The organism is Phaeobacter sp. CAU 1743 (genome assembly GCF_039839315.1).
Taxonomy (GTDB): domain Bacteria; phylum Pseudomonadota; class Alphaproteobacteria; order Rhodobacterales; family Rhodobacteraceae; genus Phycobacter; species Phycobacter gallaeciensis_A.
Genome location: NZ_JBDOQR010000017.1, coordinates 35064 through 51520 on the forward strand (window position 1 = coordinate 35064; position 16457 = coordinate 51520).

14 protein-coding genes are annotated in these 16457 nt (G+C 60.0%); 5 read left to right on the plus strand and 9 right to left on the minus strand.

The features are described from left to right. Positions 1 to 27: 27 nt before the first annotated feature. The 6 genes from AAFO90_RS08910 to AAFO90_RS08935 form a co-directional block, all read right to left on the minus strand. Positions 28 to 1203: an ABC transporter permease gene (locus AAFO90_RS08910; protein WP_347509177.1), complete on the minus strand. Its 1176-nt coding sequence runs from the start codon at positions 1201 to 1203 to the stop codon at positions 28 to 30. A gap of 5 nt (positions 1204 to 1208) precedes the next feature. After that, positions 1209 to 2888: an ABC transporter permease gene (locus AAFO90_RS08915; protein WP_347509178.1), complete on the minus strand. Its 1680-nt coding sequence runs from the start codon at positions 2886 to 2888 to the stop codon at positions 1209 to 1211. 129 nt (positions 2889 to 3017) lie between these two features. Continuing rightward, positions 3018 to 4118 carry an extracellular solute-binding protein gene (locus tag AAFO90_RS08920; protein ID WP_065272162.1) on the minus strand — a complete coding sequence of 367 codons (1101 nt, stop codon included), beginning with the start codon at positions 4116 to 4118 and terminating at the stop codon, positions 3018 to 3020. Between the two features lie 84 nt (positions 4119 to 4202). Beyond that, the gene (locus tag AAFO90_RS08925) at positions 4203 to 5303 is read right to left on the minus strand and encodes an ABC transporter ATP-binding protein (protein WP_274829392.1); all 1101 of its coding nucleotides are present in this window, start codon (positions 5301 to 5303) and stop codon (positions 4203 to 4205) included. A 347-nt stretch (positions 5304 to 5650) separates the two neighbouring features. Continuing rightward, positions 5651 to 7045, minus strand: coding sequence for an aspartate aminotransferase family protein (locus tag AAFO90_RS08930; RefSeq protein ID WP_065272160.1), 1395 nt, complete (start codon positions 7043 to 7045; stop codon positions 5651 to 5653). A gap of 65 nt (positions 7046 to 7110) precedes the next feature. Beyond that, a complete protein-coding gene (locus AAFO90_RS08935; RefSeq protein ID WP_274829391.1) occupies positions 7111 to 7797 on the minus strand; it encodes a GntR family transcriptional regulator in 687 nt (228 codons plus the stop codon). Between the two features lie 141 nt (positions 7798 to 7938). On the opposite strand from AAFO90_RS08935, the gene AAFO90_RS08940 reads away from it, so the two are divergent. The 5 genes from AAFO90_RS08940 to AAFO90_RS08960 all read left to right on the plus strand — a co-directional run bounded on the left by AAFO90_RS08940 (position 7939) and on the right by AAFO90_RS08960 (position 13278). After that, positions 7939 to 9024 (plus strand): polyamine ABC transporter substrate-binding protein, encoded by a 1086-nt coding sequence (locus tag AAFO90_RS08940; RefSeq protein ID WP_347509179.1) that lies wholly within the window; start codon positions 7939 to 7941, stop codon positions 9022 to 9024. Between the two features lie 111 nt (positions 9025 to 9135). Next, the gene (locus AAFO90_RS08945; protein ID WP_274829389.1) at positions 9136 to 10263 is read left to right on the plus strand and encodes an ABC transporter ATP-binding protein; all 1128 of its coding nucleotides are present in this window, start codon (positions 9136 to 9138) and stop codon (positions 10261 to 10263) included. Next, a complete protein-coding gene (locus AAFO90_RS08950) occupies positions 10263 to 11144 on the plus strand; it encodes an ABC transporter permease subunit (protein WP_347509180.1) in 882 nt (293 codons plus the stop codon). Before AAFO90_RS08945 ends, AAFO90_RS08950 begins: the two co-directional genes overlap by 1 nt. Then, on the plus strand, positions 11141 to 11956 hold the full coding sequence (locus tag AAFO90_RS08955) for an ABC transporter permease subunit (RefSeq protein WP_274829388.1): 816 nt from the start codon (positions 11141 to 11143) through the stop codon (positions 11954 to 11956). Before AAFO90_RS08950 ends, AAFO90_RS08955 begins: the two co-directional genes overlap by 4 nt. Continuing rightward, positions 11956 to 13278 (plus strand): FAD-dependent oxidoreductase, encoded by a 1323-nt coding sequence (locus tag AAFO90_RS08960; protein WP_347509181.1) that lies wholly within the window; start codon positions 11956 to 11958, stop codon positions 13276 to 13278. Before AAFO90_RS08955 ends, AAFO90_RS08960 begins: the two co-directional genes overlap by 1 nt. Here the strand turns inward: AAFO90_RS08960 and AAFO90_RS08965 are convergent. The 3 genes from AAFO90_RS08965 to AAFO90_RS08975 all read right to left on the minus strand — a co-directional run bounded on the left by AAFO90_RS08965 (position 13251) and on the right by AAFO90_RS08975 (position 16220). Next, entirely contained in the window at positions 13251 to 14123 is an 873-nt protein-coding gene (locus AAFO90_RS08965; RefSeq protein ID WP_347509213.1) for an aminoglycoside phosphotransferase family protein, read from the minus strand. The genes AAFO90_RS08960 and AAFO90_RS08965 overlap by 28 nt on opposite strands. 75 nt (positions 14124 to 14198) lie before the next feature. Next, on the minus strand, positions 14199 to 14879 hold the full coding sequence (locus AAFO90_RS08970) for a flagellar hook capping FlgD N-terminal domain-containing protein (RefSeq protein ID WP_065272154.1): 681 nt from the start codon (positions 14877 to 14879) through the stop codon (positions 14199 to 14201). Between the two features lie 3 nt (positions 14880 to 14882). Then, on the minus strand, positions 14883 to 16220 hold the full coding sequence (locus tag AAFO90_RS08975; protein WP_347509182.1) for a flagellar hook-length control protein FliK: 1338 nt from the start codon (positions 16218 to 16220) through the stop codon (positions 14883 to 14885). Positions 16221 to 16457 lie beyond the last annotated feature (237 nt).

A 16457-nucleotide genomic window follows, 5' to 3' on the forward strand; every position in this document is an offset into this window, starting at 1 on the left:
TTCTTTCTATCAGCGTTCTGTGGCGTATCAGCCTGGGCTCATGCCGCGCAGACGTTCGGAGCGGCGACGCAGCAGTTCCAGCACCGTCAGCAGGCAGATCGAAATCCCCACAAGGATGGTCGCAACCGCCAGAATGGTGGGCGAGATCTGCTCACGCAGGCCGGTGAACATCTGCCACGGCAGCGTCTTCTGACCGGCCGAGCCGACAAAGAGCACCACGACCACCTCGTCAAAGGAGGTGATGAAGGCAAAGAGACCACCGGAAATCACACCGGGCAGGATCAGCGGCATCTGCACCCGGAAGAAGGTGGTCACCGGATCGGCGCCCATGTTCGCAGCAGCACGGGTCAGCGAACGGTCAAAGCCGACCAGCGTCGCGGTCACGGTGATGATGACGAAGGGAATCCCCAGCGCCGCGTGCGCCAGAACCACGCCGAAGTAGGTGCCCTGCATCCCGATGCGGCTATAGAAGAAATACATGCCAGCAGCCGAGATGATCAGCGGCACGATCATCGGAGAGATCAGGATTGCCATGATCGCGCGGCGGAAGGGTACGTGCGGCTGGCTGAGACCAATCGCCGCCAGGGTGCCAAAGCTGACCGACAGGATCGTCGCCATCGGCGCGATCTTGATCGAGTTCCACAGCGCCTGCTGCCAGTCATCATTGCTGAAGAAGTCCTTGTAGTGCTTCAGAGAATAGCCAGCCGGATCAAAGCGCAGCATTTCCGGGGTAAAGGTGAAGAAGTTCTCTGCGTTGAAGCTGAGCGGCATCACCACGAGGATCGGCGTGATCAGGAAGACGAAGATAACGCCGCAGATCACCCGGAAGCTATAGTGCCACAGAACCTGACCGGGGGTCAGATAGGGCGGCAGATGCGCCCGGTAGCGCGAGGTCGCCAGCCAGAAGATGAACCAGCCGGCGAACCAGCCGAACAAGCCGCCAACCACAGCGGCAGGTAGTCCGCCAAACAGGAATCCCAGCACCAGGAACAGCGCGAAGGTCACCCAGCGCAGCGGTTTTTCCTTGTCGGTCATGCCCGCAAAGACAAAGCCGAGCACGCCGAGGATGGCGCCGCCGATCAGGATCCCGATCAGGCCGGTGGCCTGAGCGGTGCCTACGAAGAGACCAAAGAAGGCTCCGGCGCCGGCTGCAACTGCAGCGGTGAAACCGGGGGTTTGATTTGTAACAGGAGTCAATGCCATGTCGGTTATCCCAGTTTCACGTTATCGATGCCGACGATCTTGTCATAGGCCCAGTAGAGCACCAGAACGACGACCAGAAGGATCGCGCCAAGTGCAGCCGCAAGGCCCCAGTTCAGCGAAGACGAGATGTGATAGGCGATCCGGTTCGAGATGAAGACACCCTTGGTGCCGCCGACGATTTCCGGGGTGATGTAGTAGCCGATGGCCAGAATGAAGACGAGGATCGACCCCGCGCCGATACCGGGCACCGACTGCGGGAAATAGACCCGCCAGAACGCGGTCCAGTTGGTCGCGCCAAGCGATTTGGCCGCGCGCAGGTAGGACGGGTTGATCGTCTGCATCACCGAATACATCGGCAGGATCATGAAGGGCAGCAGGATGTGGGTCATCGCCACGATGGTGCCGAACTGGTTGTTGATCATCACCAGCCGTGCATCATCCGCTACAAGCCCCAGCCAGACCAGTACATCGTTGATAACGCCCTGTTGCTGCAGCATCACCTTCCAGGCCGATGTCCGCACCAGAAGCGAGGTCCAGAAGGGCAGAAGCACAAGGATCATCAGCAGGTTGGCCGAGCGTGTCGGCAGGTTCGCCAGGATCCAGGCCACCGGGTAGCCCAGGAGGATACAGGAACCGGTGATTACCAGCGACATGAACATCGTACGCTTGAGCAGCGTGATATAGATCTGCTGGTTCTCGGGACGCGCTTCGGCGCCATCCGGGCCTTTCTGCATGTCGATGGAGTTCAGGAAATAACCGCTGGTGTATTTCGGGCTGTAGGTCTGGACGGTGCGCCAATTGTCGACATCGCCCCAATCTTCGTCGATGTCGAGGAAGGCTGCCTTGAAGGAAATCGGCTCCAGATCGGCCAGTGCTGCGCCCGCGGCCTGCAATTCAGCCGCGCCGGGGCCGCTGTAGCTGGCCAGTTTTTCAGCACCACCGGGGGCCTGCACTTCGGTGGCAAAGGCCACGAAAACGCTTTCCCAGGGATCTTCCTCAGCCACGACATCCTCATCGATGATCGCGGTGAACAACGCAAAGTCGGTATAGGCGGTTGCCATGCGCGGGAAGAGTTCGGAAATCTCGGCACCGGGAACAAAGCCAATATCGCCCGGGAAAGCCTCATCCGTGAGGTTGCGCATCTTTTCGCGTTGCGCGGTCAGCAGATCAGAATTACCCGCCGCGCCGCTGCCACCGGTCATGATTTCGAACCAGAGCGCCTCATCCTTGAGGGCGCGATCGGCCGCGCGTTCGATGGCTTTGACGTGGTCCTTACCGATGTCGTCAACCTTGCGACCGCTGCTGCGGAACAGGGACGAAATACCGGTCTGTTCATAGTTCAGGCGGGTGCCGAGCTTGGTATGCTCCTTGGCCTCTGCCGCCACAAAAAGATCGTAATAAAGCTCTTCATATACCGCCTCTCCGGGCGCTTCGCCGCTTTTGGCGTCCCAGTCGGCCAATGTAACCACGGTCTTGGGAAGCGTGTCCGAAACGATCCGGTTCTCGACCGAGCGGAACAGCATGTCGCCGATCGGGAGAATGAAGGTCAGAAGGATGAAGAGCAGAAGCGGTGCGATAAGCATCAGCGCACGCAGCTTTTGCATTCTCAGGGCGCGGGCCAGGCTGCGCTTCAATGGCGTGCCGTCAGCCGCCAGAACCGGGCCGGATTGGGTGGTGTCGCTCATATCTATCCCTGTGTTTTGCCCGCTGTATCGCCCGCGGGTTTTGCTCTTCCGGCCGTTCAGATGCGACCTGATACGAAGAGTGGGTGCCAGAGAGCGGCGGGCGCTCTCTGGCTGGATCGTCAGACCGGCTTACTTAGCCAGCCACGCCTGGAATTTGGCGTCGATGTCGTCGCGGTAGTCAGCCCAGAACTCGTAGTTGTAGAGGAACGTGTTCTTTGCGTTTGCCGGATCGGTCGGCATGTGCGGCGCCATGTCGATGCCCAGTTCGGCGTGCTTGCCAACCAGCGGAGCGGAGGACGCACGGGCCGGACCGTAGGAGATGTACTTGGCCTGGTCCGCCAGACGCTGGGTGTCGGTTGCGAACATGATGTAGTCCAGCGCGCGTGCTTTACGCTCGTCGGACAGGCCTGCCGGAATGATCCAGCCGTCCAGGTCGAACACCTGCGCGTCCCACATCATGGCGACGGGCTGCTTCTGCTCTTCGATGACCGAGAACAGACGACCGTTGTAGGTGGAGCCCATCACGACTTCGCCGTCAGCCAGCAGCTGCGGAGTGTCGGCGCCGGCAGACCACCAAATCACGCTGTCTTTGATGGTGTCGAGCTTGGCCAGAGCCTGTTCTTGACCTTCTTCGGTCTCCAGCACGTCATAGACTTCGTCCTTTGCAACGCCGTCGCAGAGCAGAGCCCATTCCATGTTGTTGATCGGACGCTTCTCCAGCGCGCGCTTGCCCGGATAGGCTTCCAGGTCGAAGACGTCGCAGATGTCATCCGGAGGCGTATCGCCTACCATGTCAGTGCGGTAGCCGAAGGTGGTCGAGTAAACGATCTGCGGGATGAAGCAGTCGGACACCAGCAGTTCGCCGAAGTCTTCGGAGGCCGGGGTGCCATCGGGCGCGGCGGCCAGTTGCTCATCCGCGTCGATTTCCATCGCCAGACCTTCGTCGCAAAGACGCATCGCGTCCGCAGCAACCACGTCAACCACGTCCCAGGTCACGTTGCCCGCTTCGTTCATCGCGCGCAGCTTCGCAACCGCTTCGGCCGAGCTTTCGTCGTTGATGATCTTGACGCCAGTCTTTTCAGCATAGGGCTCGTGATAGGCCTTCAGCTGGGAGTTCGAATATGCGCCACCCCAGGACACGATGGTCATCTCGTCTGCCATTTCTGCGAACGCCATAGGCGCGCAGAGCGCCGTCGTGGCGGCAAGGGCTGTCAGTTTGGTGAGTTTCATAAACACTCTCTCCTTGTTGATCTTGAATTTAACTGTGATCCCCCGGTCACTTGGCCGCCAGGGGTTTCAAAGCGCGCGCCGTCGTCAGGCGTCCAGCGCGCGGCAGTCTTCGGGCAGCCAGCCGATTTCAATCTGCTGGCCCGGCTTCAGGCGAACCTGGTCCGGTGCGTTCCGTGTCTTGATAATGAATTCGTCATTTCCCGCCACCCGCAGACGGGTACGGAAGATGTCACCCATGTAGATGAACTCCAGCACTTCGGCCTTCAGGGTGTGGGCGCCTTCCTGCAGGCGTTCCTTGTTGTATTCGACCCGCTCGGGGCGGATGGAGACGCGGGTGCGCTCGCCGGGCTGGGACACGTTGATCGGCTTACAGTCGATCAATTCACCACCATCCAGCTGCACCAGAGCAAGACCGTTGTTGATCTCTTTCACGGTGCCTTCAAGGGTGTTGTTCTCACCGATGAACTGCGCGACGAAGCTGTTTTCCGGCTCTTCATAAAGCTGATCCGGCGGCGCCAGCTGCTGAATACGGCCATCGTCGAACACAGCAACGCGGTCCGACATGGTCAGCGCTTCGGTCTGGTCGTGGGTCACATAGACCACGGTAATGCCCAGACGGTGGGCAAGATCGGTGATCTCGAACTGCATCTTTTCGCGCAGCTGTTTGTCCAGCGCGCCCAGCGGTTCGTCCATCAGAACCAGTTCGGGTTCGAACACGAGCGCGCGTGCCAGAGCGACCCGCTGCTGCTGACCACCCGAAAGCTGCGCAGGGCGGCGGCCGCCAAAGGCGCCCATTTCCACCATGTCCAGCGCGCGCTTGACCTTCTCTTCACGCTCGGACTTGCCCATCTTGCGGACTTCCAGCGGAAAGCTGAGGTTCTCGGCAATGGTCATATGCGGGAACAGCGCATAGTTCTGGAACACCATGCCGATGCCACGCTTGTGCGGCGGAATGTTGTTGATCGAAACACCGCCCAGACGGATATCCCCGTGGGTGGCGGTTTCAAATCCGGCAAGCATCATAAGGCAAGTTGTCTTGCCAGAGCCAGACGGCCCAAGCATTGTCAGAAACTCACCTTTAGGCATCACCAGGTTAAGGTCTTTGACGACGAGCGTTTCGCCATCATAACTCTTTTGGACACGTTCGAATTCAACGAACGCATCACTGTTTGACGCATCAGCCAAAACAGGCTCCCCGTGTTAATTTGGCAGTTTGGTCTGCACTCGTTGCACTGATGTAAACATACCCACCATGGTGGATGCAACCGGATCGTCCTTTCAGTGCTTGAAACTAGCTTAGGGACTAGCTTTCAGCGGATCGGACCGATTGCGACCGCAAAAGCAGAATTTGCGGCATATTTTAAATGATCATACAGGAGAATCCTCTGCCACGGGCTCCCTTTCACGAAAATGTGCAAGAAAAGGCCCTGCGCCGGGAAGATCCTTTGATTCCGGCGCAGGGCCTGTTTTTCAGGCAAATAATGCATACCAAACACCGCTTTCCTGCCGAAATTCGGTGTTTGCGCTTAAGTTCAGGCGCTGTGCAGCAGGTCTTGCTCTTTCAGTGCGGCATAGCATTCGTCCAACGACAGGCGGGCTCGTTCGATCAGGGTATCGATCTCGGCCGGGGTCATGACCAGCGGAGGAGAGATGATCATCCGGTCGCCCACATGGCGCATGATCAAATTATTGGCAAAGCACCGTTCGCGGCAGATATAACCCACCGTTCCGGCAGGTGCAGCAAAGGCAGCCCGCGCTTCTTTGTTCGGTGTCAGTGCGATTGAGCCCATCATGCCAACGATCTTGGCCTCACCCACCAGCGGGTGATCAATCAGCGCCTCCCACTTCTCTTTCAGATAGGGCGCAGCCACATCCTGCACGTGACCAACCACGTTTTCCTCTTCGAGAATGCGCAGGTTTTCCAGCGCCACCGCCGAGGACACCGGGTGCCCGGAATAGGTATAGCCGTGATTGAATTCGTCGCTCGCGATCACGGCGGCGACCTCATCCGACACCACCGAGCCACCGATCGGCGCGTAGCCCGAGCTAAGCCCCTTGGCGATGGTCATGATGTCCGGGCGGATGCCCATGGTCTGGCTGCCGAACCAGTTGCCGGTGCGGCCAAAGCCACAGATCACCTCATCCGCGATCAGCAGGATCTCGTATTTATCGCAGATGCGCTGAATTTCCGGCCAGTAGGTTTCCGGCGGCACAATAACGCCGCCCGCACCCTGAACTGGTTCGGCGATAAAGGCTGCAACGCGGTCTTCGCCCAGTTCCAGAATCGCCTCTTCCAGTTCCTGCGCGCGCTGCAGGCCGAACTCTTCGGGGGAGGTGTCACCACCCTCGGCCCACCAATGCGGTTGGTTGATATGGTGGATATCCGGGATCGGCAGGCCGCCCTGTTCATGCATCGCCGACATCCCGCCCAGGCTGCCGCTGCCAACCGAAGAGCCGTGATAGGCGTTCTTGCGGCTGATGATGATGGATTTAGTCGGTTTGCCTTTCAGCGCCCAGTAGTGACGCACCATGCGGATGTTGGTGTCATTCGCCTCAGATCCCGACCCGGCAAAGAATACATGGTTCAGATCACCGGGCGCCAGTTCCGCAATCTTGTTGGCCAGAGCGATGACCGGCACATGCGAGGTCTGGAAGAAGGTATTGTAATAAGGCAGCTCACGCATCTGACGGGCGGCGACATCGGCCAGCTCGTCACGGCCATAGCCGATGTTGACGCACCACAGGCCCGCCATCGCGTCGAGGATCTCGTTGCCTTCACTATCGGTCAGCGTGACGCCGCTCGCGCGGGTGATGATCCGGGCGCCTTTTTCCGCCAGTTCACCATTGGCGGTGAAGGGATGCATGTGGTGCGCGGCGTCCAGGGCCTGCAATTCGGCCGTCGGCATGTGGTTGGTGATCGCATTCATGGGAGTCGCTCCAAAAATAAGAGATTGGCCCCAGAATATGATCAAATTTCACGGTGTCAATCGAATCAGTTGTCCGGATCCAACCCCATGCTGACCTGATCCATGCCCTGACAAACGTCCCGCTCCATCGCCAAAGCAGCCATTTCGGGATCCCTGCGACGCAAGGCCTCAAGGATGTCCTTGTGACGGTCCGGAAAACTCTGGGTGCCAAAGCGGCCACAGACCACCCGCAGGGACGGGCCAAAGCGCAGCCATAGGCGATCCGCAAGATCGGTCAGGATCGGAGCGGCGGCGCGACTGTATAATGCGGTGTGGAAACTGTAGTTCTGCGCCAGATACCCCGGCACATCGCCTGCGGAAATCGCCTGATCCAGCGCCGTGTCGATGCGCTCCAGCTCAGCGATATCGGCGTCCGAAACCTGTGTTGTTGCGAGCCTGACAAGCTCACACTCAATTGTTTTTCTTGCAAAAATAAGCTCTTTGACATCCGATGTCCGCAGCAAGGGAACGGAAACACGCCGGTTACCCTGAAACACCAGCGCCCCATCCGAGATAAGTCGGCGGATCGCCTCGCGGACCGGTGTCATTCCAACCCCCAAAGCCGCGGTCAGCCCTTGGATCGTTACCGCCTGCCCCGGCGCCAGTTCACCGAACAGGATCTGCGCGCGCAGCTTTTGATACACGGCCTCATGGGCCGGCGTTTTCGCCGCGCCGTCTTCTGCATTCTGGGCCGAAGATGTGATCTCTGTCACCTTGGGGTATCCTCCTAGTTTTTGGGCAGCTTGCACCAAGAACCACCTGGTGAAAACATAAACAGTATTGCCCCACGAGGCAAAACTTGATCAAATCCACCCCAGCCGGGCAATGAAACCGGCAGGCACAGGGAGATACTCATGACACTCAAGACGATGACACTGACCGCCGTCGTTGCCCTTAGCAGCACGGCCGCCATCGCGGAAGAGGTGCGCGTTTATAACTGGTCCGACTACATCGACGAAGCCCTTCTGGAAAAGTTCGAGGCAGAGACCGGAATCGATCTGATCTACGATGTATTCGACAGCAACGAACTTCTGGAAACCAAAATGCTGGCCGGCGGGTCGGGCTATGACGTGGTGGTGCCCAGCGGCACCTTCCTGCAGCGCCAGATCATGGCAGGCTCTTTCCAGAAACTGGACATGTCCAAGCTGCCCAACCACAAGAACATGTGGGATGTGGTCGAAAACCGCACCGAGCAATACGACCCGGAAAACGCCTATTCCATCAACTACATGTGGGGCACCACCGGCATCGGTGTGAACGTCGGCAAGGTCAAGGAACTGCTGGGCGAGGATGCCCCGATCAACTCGCTTGAGCTGGTCTTCAACCCCGACAACATGGAAAAACTGGCCGAATGCGGCGTGCATTTCCTGGATGCCCCGGCAGAAATGATCCCCGCTGCGCTGAAATACATCGGCGAAGATCCCGACAGCCATGACCCGGACGTGATCGCCAAGGCCGAAGGCGTCTTCATGGCGGTGCGCCCCTATATCCAGAAATTCCATTCCTCCGAATACATCAACGCGCTGGCGAATGGTGACATCTGCGTGGCAGTGGGCTGGTCCGGTGACGTGCTGCAGGCCCGCGACCGCGCCGCCGAAGCCGACAATGGCGTCGAAATCGCCTATCACGCGGCCGTCGAAGGCGCCCAGATGTGGTTCGACCAGATGGCCATTCCGGTCGACGCCCCGAACCCGGATGCGGCGCATGTGTTCCTGAACTACATCATGGACCCGCAGAACATGGCGGCGGCATCAAACTACGTCTACTACGCCAACGGCAACAAGGCATCGCAGGAATTCCTGGTTGAGGACGTGATCGGCGATCCGGCGATCTACCCGGATGAAGCCACCCTGGCCAACCTGTTCACCACCACGCCCTATGCCCCCAAGGTGCAGCGCGTCGTGACCCGTCTGTGGACCAAGATCAAGTCGGGCACCTGATCCGATATCGCCTGATCCGGCAGGGCGCACCCTGTGCCCTGCCGGGCTATGCCAATACACCTTCCAAAGGGGCCAGTGCCGCTTTGGACCTGGACCGCGCAGGGGGCCGGATTGACACTTCCCGTTTTTGAACCCTGGAACGACCCCGAGGCCAAGCCTCTGATCGAGTTCCAAAATGTCACCAAACGCTTTGGTGAGTTCACCGCAATCGACGATCTGACAATCGGTATATACGAGCGGGAGTTCTTCGCGCTTCTTGGCCCCTCGGGCTGCGGCAAGACCACGCTGATGCGGATGCTCGCCGGGTTTGAAACCGCGACCGAAGGTAAGATCTATCTCGCCGGTCAGGATATCGCCCCGGTGCCGCCGAACAAGCGCGCGGTGAACATGATGTTCCAGTCCTACGCGCTGTTCCCGCATCTCAGCATCTGGGACAATATCGCCTTCGGGCTCAAACGCGAAGGCATGCCCAAGGACGACATCGCCGAGCGGGTGGAGAACATGCTGCGCCTGACCCGGCTGGAAAAATTCGCCCGCCGCAAACCGCACCAGATCTCGGGTGGACAACGGCAGCGGGTGGCGCTGGCGCGGTCACTGGCCAAGGCGCCAAAACTGTTGCTGTTGGATGAACCCCTTGGTGCGCTCGACAAGAAGCTGCGCCAGGACACCCAGTTCGAGCTGATGGACATTCAGGAGAAGACTGGCACCACCTTTGTCATCGTCACCCACGACCAGGAAGAGGCGATGACCGTCGCCAGCCGCGTTGCGGTGATGGACAACGGCAAGATCATGCAGGTCGCCACCCCGGATCGCATCTACGAGACCCCCAATTCCGTTTACGTCGCCGATTTCATCGGTGATGTGAACATCATCGACGGCACCGTCACGCCCACCGGCGAAGACAGCTATGCCCTGAACTGGAAAGAAGGGCAGGAACCGCTGACGGTCAAAACCCCCAACACGTTCTCGGACGGGCAGACCGCACATCTGGCCATCCGCCCGGAAAAGGTCACCATCACGGCAGACCGCCCCGAAGGCGCCGACAACGCGGTGCAGGGCAAGATCCTCGACATTGCCTATCTCGGCAATATCTCGACCTATCACGTTGAACTGCCCTCTGGCGCGGTGATCAAGGCGCAGGCCGCCAATACCCGCCGCATCTCGCGCCGGGCCTTTACATGGGAAGACACTGTCTGGCTGTCCTGGACCGCCACGGCAGGCGTCCTGCTGGCGAACTGATGCGCCGCTTTGCCCTGATCATTGTCCCCTACCTGTGGCTCTTTGCGCTGTTTCTGGTGCCTTTTGCCATCGTCCTGAAAATCTCGCTTTCGGATGTGGCGCTGGCGCGCCCGCCCTATATGCCGCAATTCGACTGGGCGACGGGCATCTGGACCTTCCTGTCCGAGCTGGACTTTGAAAACTTTGTCTGGCTGACGCAGGACGATCTATACTGGAAAGCTTATCTCAGCTCGCTGCAGATCGCCTTCTTCTCGACTGTGCTGACGCTGCTGGCGGGTTATCCGATCGCCTACGGCATGGCGCGGGCGCCGTCCGAATGGCGCGCGACGCTGATGATGCTGGTGATCCTGCCGTTCTGGACCAGCTTCCTGATCCGCGTCTACGCCTGGATGGGCATCCTGTCGAACGAAGGGTTCCTCAACCAGTTGCTGTTGTGGCTGGGGATCATCAACGAGCCGCTGACCATCCTCAACACCAATACCGCCGTCTATATCGGCGTGGTCTATACCTACCTGCCCTTCATGATCCTGCCGATCTATTCCGCGCTGGAACGGATGGATGAATCGCTGATCGAAGCGGCCGAGGATCTGGGCTGTTCGCGTCTCTCCGCTTTCTGGCTGGTGACCATCCCGCTGTCGAAACCCGGCATTATCGCGGGCTGTTTCCTCGTCTTCATCCCCACCTTGGGCGAGTTCGTAATTCCATCGCTCTTGGGCGGATCGGACACGCTGATGATCGGCAAGGTTCTGTGGGAGGAGTTCTTCTCGAACCGTGACTGGCCGGTTGCCTCGGTCGTGGCGGTAGTGCTGCTGCTCCTCTTGATCGTTCCCATCGTGCTGTTCCAGCGCAACCAGCAGAAACAGCAGGAGGCCGAACAATGAACAGGATGAGCTGGTTCAATACCGTTTCGCTGACGCTTGGCTTTGCCTTTCTTTATGTGCCGATGGTGATTCTGGTGATCTTCAGCTTCAATGAAAGCAAGCTGGTCACCGTCTGGGCGGGCTTTTCGACCAAATGGTACGGCGAGCTGATGCAGAACGAGGCCTTTCTCAACGCCGCCTGGGTCACCATCAAGGTCGCGGTCTTCTCCTCGACCATCGCGACGGTCCTTGGCACCATGGCCGCCTATGTGATGGTGCGCGGCGGCCGGTTCTTTGGCCGCACCCTGTTTTCCGGGATGATCTACGCACCCCTCGTGATGCCCGAGGTGATCACCGGTCTGTCGCTGCTCCTGCTTTTCATCGGCATTGGGCTGGACCGGGGGATTCTGACCATCGTTCTGGCGCATACCACCTTCTCCATGTGCTACGTCTCGGTGGTGGTCTCCTCGCGATTGGTGACATTCGACCGGTCGCTGGAAGAAGCCGCGCTGGATTTGGGCTGTTCCCCGGCCGAGGCATTCCGTCTGGTGACCCTGCCCATCATCGCACCTGCGGTGATCTCGGGCTGGCTCCTCGCCTTTACCCTGTCGCTCGATGATCTGGTCATTGCCTCTTTCACCTCGGGACCAGCAGCCACCACCCTGCCGATCAAGATCTTTTCGGCAGTGCGCCTTGGGGTCTCCCCAGAGATCAACGCGCTGTCGACCATCATGATTGCCATTGTCACCATCGGCGTGATTTCGGCTTCGTTGGTGACGAAACACCAGATGGTGCGGCAGAAACGGGACGAGCAGGCGGCGGCGCGGACCTGATGCGGCGGATCTTCTCTGACTACGCCTATGGCCCGGGCCCGCGGGACGGCTGCTGGTGGGATGAAACCATCGCTGCCCCCGACTGGCCCAGGTTGTCCGGTGAGGTGACAGCCGATGTCGCAATAATCGGCGGCGGTTTCACCGGCATGTCCGCCGCCCTGCATCTGGCAGAGGCCGGCGCAAAGGTCGCCCTGCTTGAGGCCGAAACGCCCGGTTGGGGTGCCTCCGGGCGCAACGGCGGTTTTTGCTGTATCGGCGGTGCCAAGCTGTCGGGCGCTGCCATGCGACGCAAATTCGGCGCCGAGGCCACCGACGTCTATGATGCCGGAGAGGTCGCTGCCGTCGATCTGGTGCACCAGCTGCTGGATCGTCACCAGATCGATGCCGATACCCACTCGGATGGCGAAACCCAGATGGCCCACAGCCCGCGCGCCATGAAGGCGCTGCGCCGACAGGCCGATGAGATTGCCGCTGCGGGCGGCTCACCGCAGCTGCTGGAACAGCATGAACTGGCCGCGAACGGAATGAACGGCGGCTTTTTTGGCGCCCTGACAACCCCGGTGGGATTCGGTCTCAATCCCCGCAAATACCTGTTCGGCATCGCCCGCGCCGCGCAATCTGCCGGGGCCCGCCTGTTTCAGAACAGCCCGGTCACCGGACTCAGCCGCGCATCAAGCGGCGGGCATATCCTGACAACACCAGACGGTACTTTGCACGCCGATCAGGTGATCGTGGCCACGAACGGCTATTCCTGGGACGGGCTTCCGGACTGGCTGTCAGGCCGCTATATCCCGGCGCAATCCACAGTGATGGTGACCCGCCCACTCAGCGATGAGGAGCTTCAGGCGCAGGGTTGGTTCAGCGATCAGATGGCCTTTGATACCCGCAACCTGCTGCATTATTTCCGGCTGATGCCGGACCGGCGCTTCCTGTTTGGCATGCGAGGTGGGCTTTTTGCCTCGCCGCGTTCCGAAGCAGCGATTCGCCGCGCGCTGCGCCAGCATTTTGACACCATGTTCCCCGAATGGCGCGCAGTGGAAGGCACGCATTTCTGGTCTGGCATGGTCTCGATGGCGCGCAATCTGGTTCCCTTTGTCGGGCCGGTTCCCGGTGAAAAAGGGATGTTCGCGGGCCTGTGTTATCATGGCAATGGGGTTGCCATGGGCAGCTATTCCGGTCGGTTGCTGGCCGATCTGGTGCAGGGAAAGCAGCCTGATCTGCCCTATTCACCCGTTGTTCAGAGCATGGGGAAATTCCCCTTTGGCCGCGCCCGCCGGGTGGTGATGCCGCCCGCCTATGCGGTGCTGGGGATGATGGACTGAAGCGCGGCGATCTCCAGCTGCATTGCGGCCCGGTCCTGTGCCCCGCCTTGCTCCGCTTTCCACAGACAATAGGCTGCCATGCGCCAATGGAACCAGGGCTTCAGGGCCTCTGTACGCTCGGCGACCAGCCGATCCGGATAGGCCGCAAGAAACGCGGCATCCTCCGCGCGGCTCAAGACTTTGCCGCGGTACAGGAATTGCATTGCGGGCGACAGAAAAAGTGCCAGATCCTCGGCCGGGTCGCCTTTCTGCGGGCATTGCCAGTCGATCAGGGTCAGTGTTCCGTCATGCGCCACCAGATTGCCCGGCACCGGATCACCATGGATCAGGCTGGTGCCGGAGGCGGGCGGCACCTGTCCTGAGGGACGCATCGCGCGCAAATCCGCGCCACCTTGGGTTTGGGACAGGATGCTTTCGGTCTGCGCCGCCAGCATCGCGCTGCCATTCACGCCAGCGGGAACGCCTGCGAAAACCGGCTGATCATGCAACCGGCCAAGCAGCCGGGCCACTTCGGCAGCACCGCGCTGCCAGGGAGCGCCCTCAATATGGGAATAGGCCAACCAATGGCGCCCCTCGAAATGACCAGAAGTGACCAGATGCGGCACCATTCCGGTCCCGGACAAGGCCGAAAGCGCTGCAATTTCCCGCAAGGGATCATTGGCAAACAGCGGATTTTTTCGTCCCGGCTCGAACAATTTCACCACCAAATCGCCCATGCGCCAGACATGATTCGAACGCCCCCCGGTCAGGATCCGGGGGGCGCGCGCCTCAAATCCCGAGGCGTTCAGATACGCAAAAAATCTGCTGTGAAATTCAGGCGATTTGGCTGACAGGGTCCACTCCAGTCTTCATCCCCCGGCGAAATGCGAGGGTATCAGGGGACGATGCCCCCCGATGTTCCGGCGGTCCCTGCCCTATTGTCAGGTCTCGGCCGGAGCGTCGCGAAGCCCCGTCACAGTGGAGGCCAAGATCGCCGAGCCGCCTTCGGTGATCAAGACCACATCGCCGCCCTGCATCTGGGTTTCCGTCACCTTGGTATAAACCTCGGCTAGATCCGTCAGCAGAACATCGCCGTCCCGGCTGCTTTCGATGGTGAAGGCATAGCTGCCGGGTTCGAGCGTATTGCCCTCCTGATCGGTACCATCCCAGGAATAGGGCTCCGCCGAAACAGGCAGGTTGATACGGGCGACTTCGGTCCCATCAGCATCGGTGACGACCATTGTCACCTGATCCGCAGCAGCCGCCGGATTCGGAGCCACAACCACCGGAGAGGATCCGTCAAAATAACCCGGCGCCGCAACCCGGGCCTCCATACCCACCCAGCCGGACATCGCCGCCATATTGGACAGGCCCAGCTGATTCTGCATGGCCAGCAGCAGATCATTGCCCTGAACCTGCTGTTCCACCATCGAGAACTGCGCCAGCTGCGATGCATATTCTGTCGAATCGAGCGGTTCCAGCGGATCCTGATAACGCGCCTGGGCGGTCAGCATTTTCAGGAAGGTTTCAAAGTCCGAAGCCAGTCCGGTAGGACGCGTGGCTTTCGCGGCGCTGGCCTGGGTCGTTGTAGCGGCACTGGCCGCGCTTACAGCATCTGTCATGGTTCAAACTCTCATATCAACGCCGGTGGTGCCCATCCGGAGGTTCTGTATCTGTGTTTCAGCGACCTCATCGGTCGCGCTCATATCGGTGGCCCCGGTCGAGGCGCCATGTCCGGTCCCGGCACCGGTGCCATCGCCCAGTCCCTGCTGCGCCTGACCGCCCGCGGAATCACCGCTGCTGAATTCGAACGAGATGTCCTGGAACCCCATGCGGCGGAATTCCTCGGCCAACTCATTGATATGCCGACGCATCAGATCGCCGGTTTCCGGGCGTTCTGTCTGGATGATCATGGTGATGCCGTTTTCACTGGTCGCAACGCGCATCTTCACCTTGCCCAGCTCTTCGGGGTTCAGTGAGACATCCACGTTCCGGTCGCCTTTCGCCACGAATGCTTCGGCCATTTGCGAAGCGATCATACGCGGGGTTTCTGGGCGGTGCGTGATTCCGGGCTGGAACACCGCTTCGGTCAGAAGCTGCGGCAATCCCGGAAGATCTGCTGTCATGCTCAACCCGCTACCAGATGAATCCCCCAGCAGCCCCGGCGCCTGCGACAGTTTCATGGTGTCTGCCTGCAACGCCTGCATCATTGCAATGGCGGAATTGGTGGTTGCGTTGACTGCAGTGGCCGCGTTTGTCTGGACACCCGCAGCGGCAGTGGATGCCTTGGCCACTTCGGCAGCGGCCTGCGCATCACCATTGCGGGTGCGATAGCGCGCCTTGCGGGAATCCCCGGCTTCTGCGTTTTCGACCTGCATCTGGAACACAGACTTCGGCAGGCTGTCGGCGGAAGATGTCTTGCTCGCGGCGGCGGCGGCAGCGGGCGTCGCCTTGTCTGCTGCAGCCATCCGGGCGTCAGCCGCCTTTTCTTCTGCTTTCAACGATGCTTTCGCCTCTGCCTGATTGGCAGATGGGACAACTGCGCCAGATTTCTCCTGACTGACCCTCGCGGCAGCTTGTTCCACGAATCCGGCCTGCGTTCCGACAGAGCGCTTGCCAGCTCCCTCGACCGACCCGATAGCTTTAGTCATGGCGGACTGATCGCCCACCTTCGCCTCTCCACCACGCGCGGCCCCAGTATCGGCTTTACCATCTAGCTGAGCAACGCGCGCCGGAGCCTGCGTTTCAATCGTCTGCTTGTCCTTTTGACCTGCAGACGGATGTTCCACGTTCACCCCAGCTTTCGGAATGGTTGCCTCACCCTCTTTTGCAGTAACCTGTTCCGCAGACTTTGCGGCTTCTGTACCCGCCTGCTCCGGCACTGCGCGTGGCGACTGGCCGACGCGCGCGTCTTCAAGCAGATCCGGGTCCTTGGCCGAGCGCTTACCCGTATCTACGGCCACATTACCTGCAACAATAGCCTCTTCGCTCGGTGCTTGATCACCATCCCTATACGATTCGCTTTCCGAGTTGCCGACTTTATCGGTTGTCGCATCCTCTGATTTGGCGGGCGCACCATCCACATCTGCAGCAGCTTGATCCGCTTCGCCGCTGTCAATTATTTCAGATGTTTGGGACTTTACCGCCTCCTGCTTGGAGGCTGCGTCATTTACATGATCTGCGAACGAACGATCCTGAGT

Excerpts from the sequence above, each read along its gene's own strand:
- AAFO90_RS08910 (WP_347509177.1), bottom strand. The coding sequence starts at position 1,203 with ATGGCATTGACTCCTGTTACAAATCAAACCCCCGGTTTCACCGCTGCA.
- AAFO90_RS08970 (WP_065272154.1), bottom strand. The coding sequence starts at position 14,879 with ATGACAGATGCTGTAAGCGCGGCCAGTGCCGCTACAACGACCCAGGCC.
- AAFO90_RS08920 (WP_065272162.1), bottom strand. The coding sequence starts at position 4,118 with ATGAAACTCACCAAACTGACAGCCCTTGCCGCCACGACGGCGCTCTGC.
- AAFO90_RS08915 (WP_347509178.1), bottom strand. The coding sequence starts at position 2,888 with ATGAGCGACACCACCCAATCCGGCCCGGTTCTGGCGGCTGACGGCACG.
- AAFO90_RS08930 (WP_065272160.1), bottom strand. The coding sequence starts at position 7,045 with ATGAATGCGATCACCAACCACATGCCGACGGCCGAATTGCAGGCCCTG.
- AAFO90_RS08955 (WP_274829388.1), top strand. The coding sequence starts at position 11,141 with ATGAACAGGATGAGCTGGTTCAATACCGTTTCGCTGACGCTTGGCTTT.
- AAFO90_RS08960 (WP_347509181.1), top strand. The coding sequence starts at position 11,956 with ATGCGGCGGATCTTCTCTGACTACGCCTATGGCCCGGGCCCGCGGGAC.
- AAFO90_RS08940 (WP_347509179.1), top strand. The coding sequence starts at position 7,939 with ATGACACTCAAGACGATGACACTGACCGCCGTCGTTGCCCTTAGCAGC.
- AAFO90_RS08950 (WP_347509180.1), top strand. The coding sequence starts at position 10,263 with ATGCGCCGCTTTGCCCTGATCATTGTCCCCTACCTGTGGCTCTTTGCG.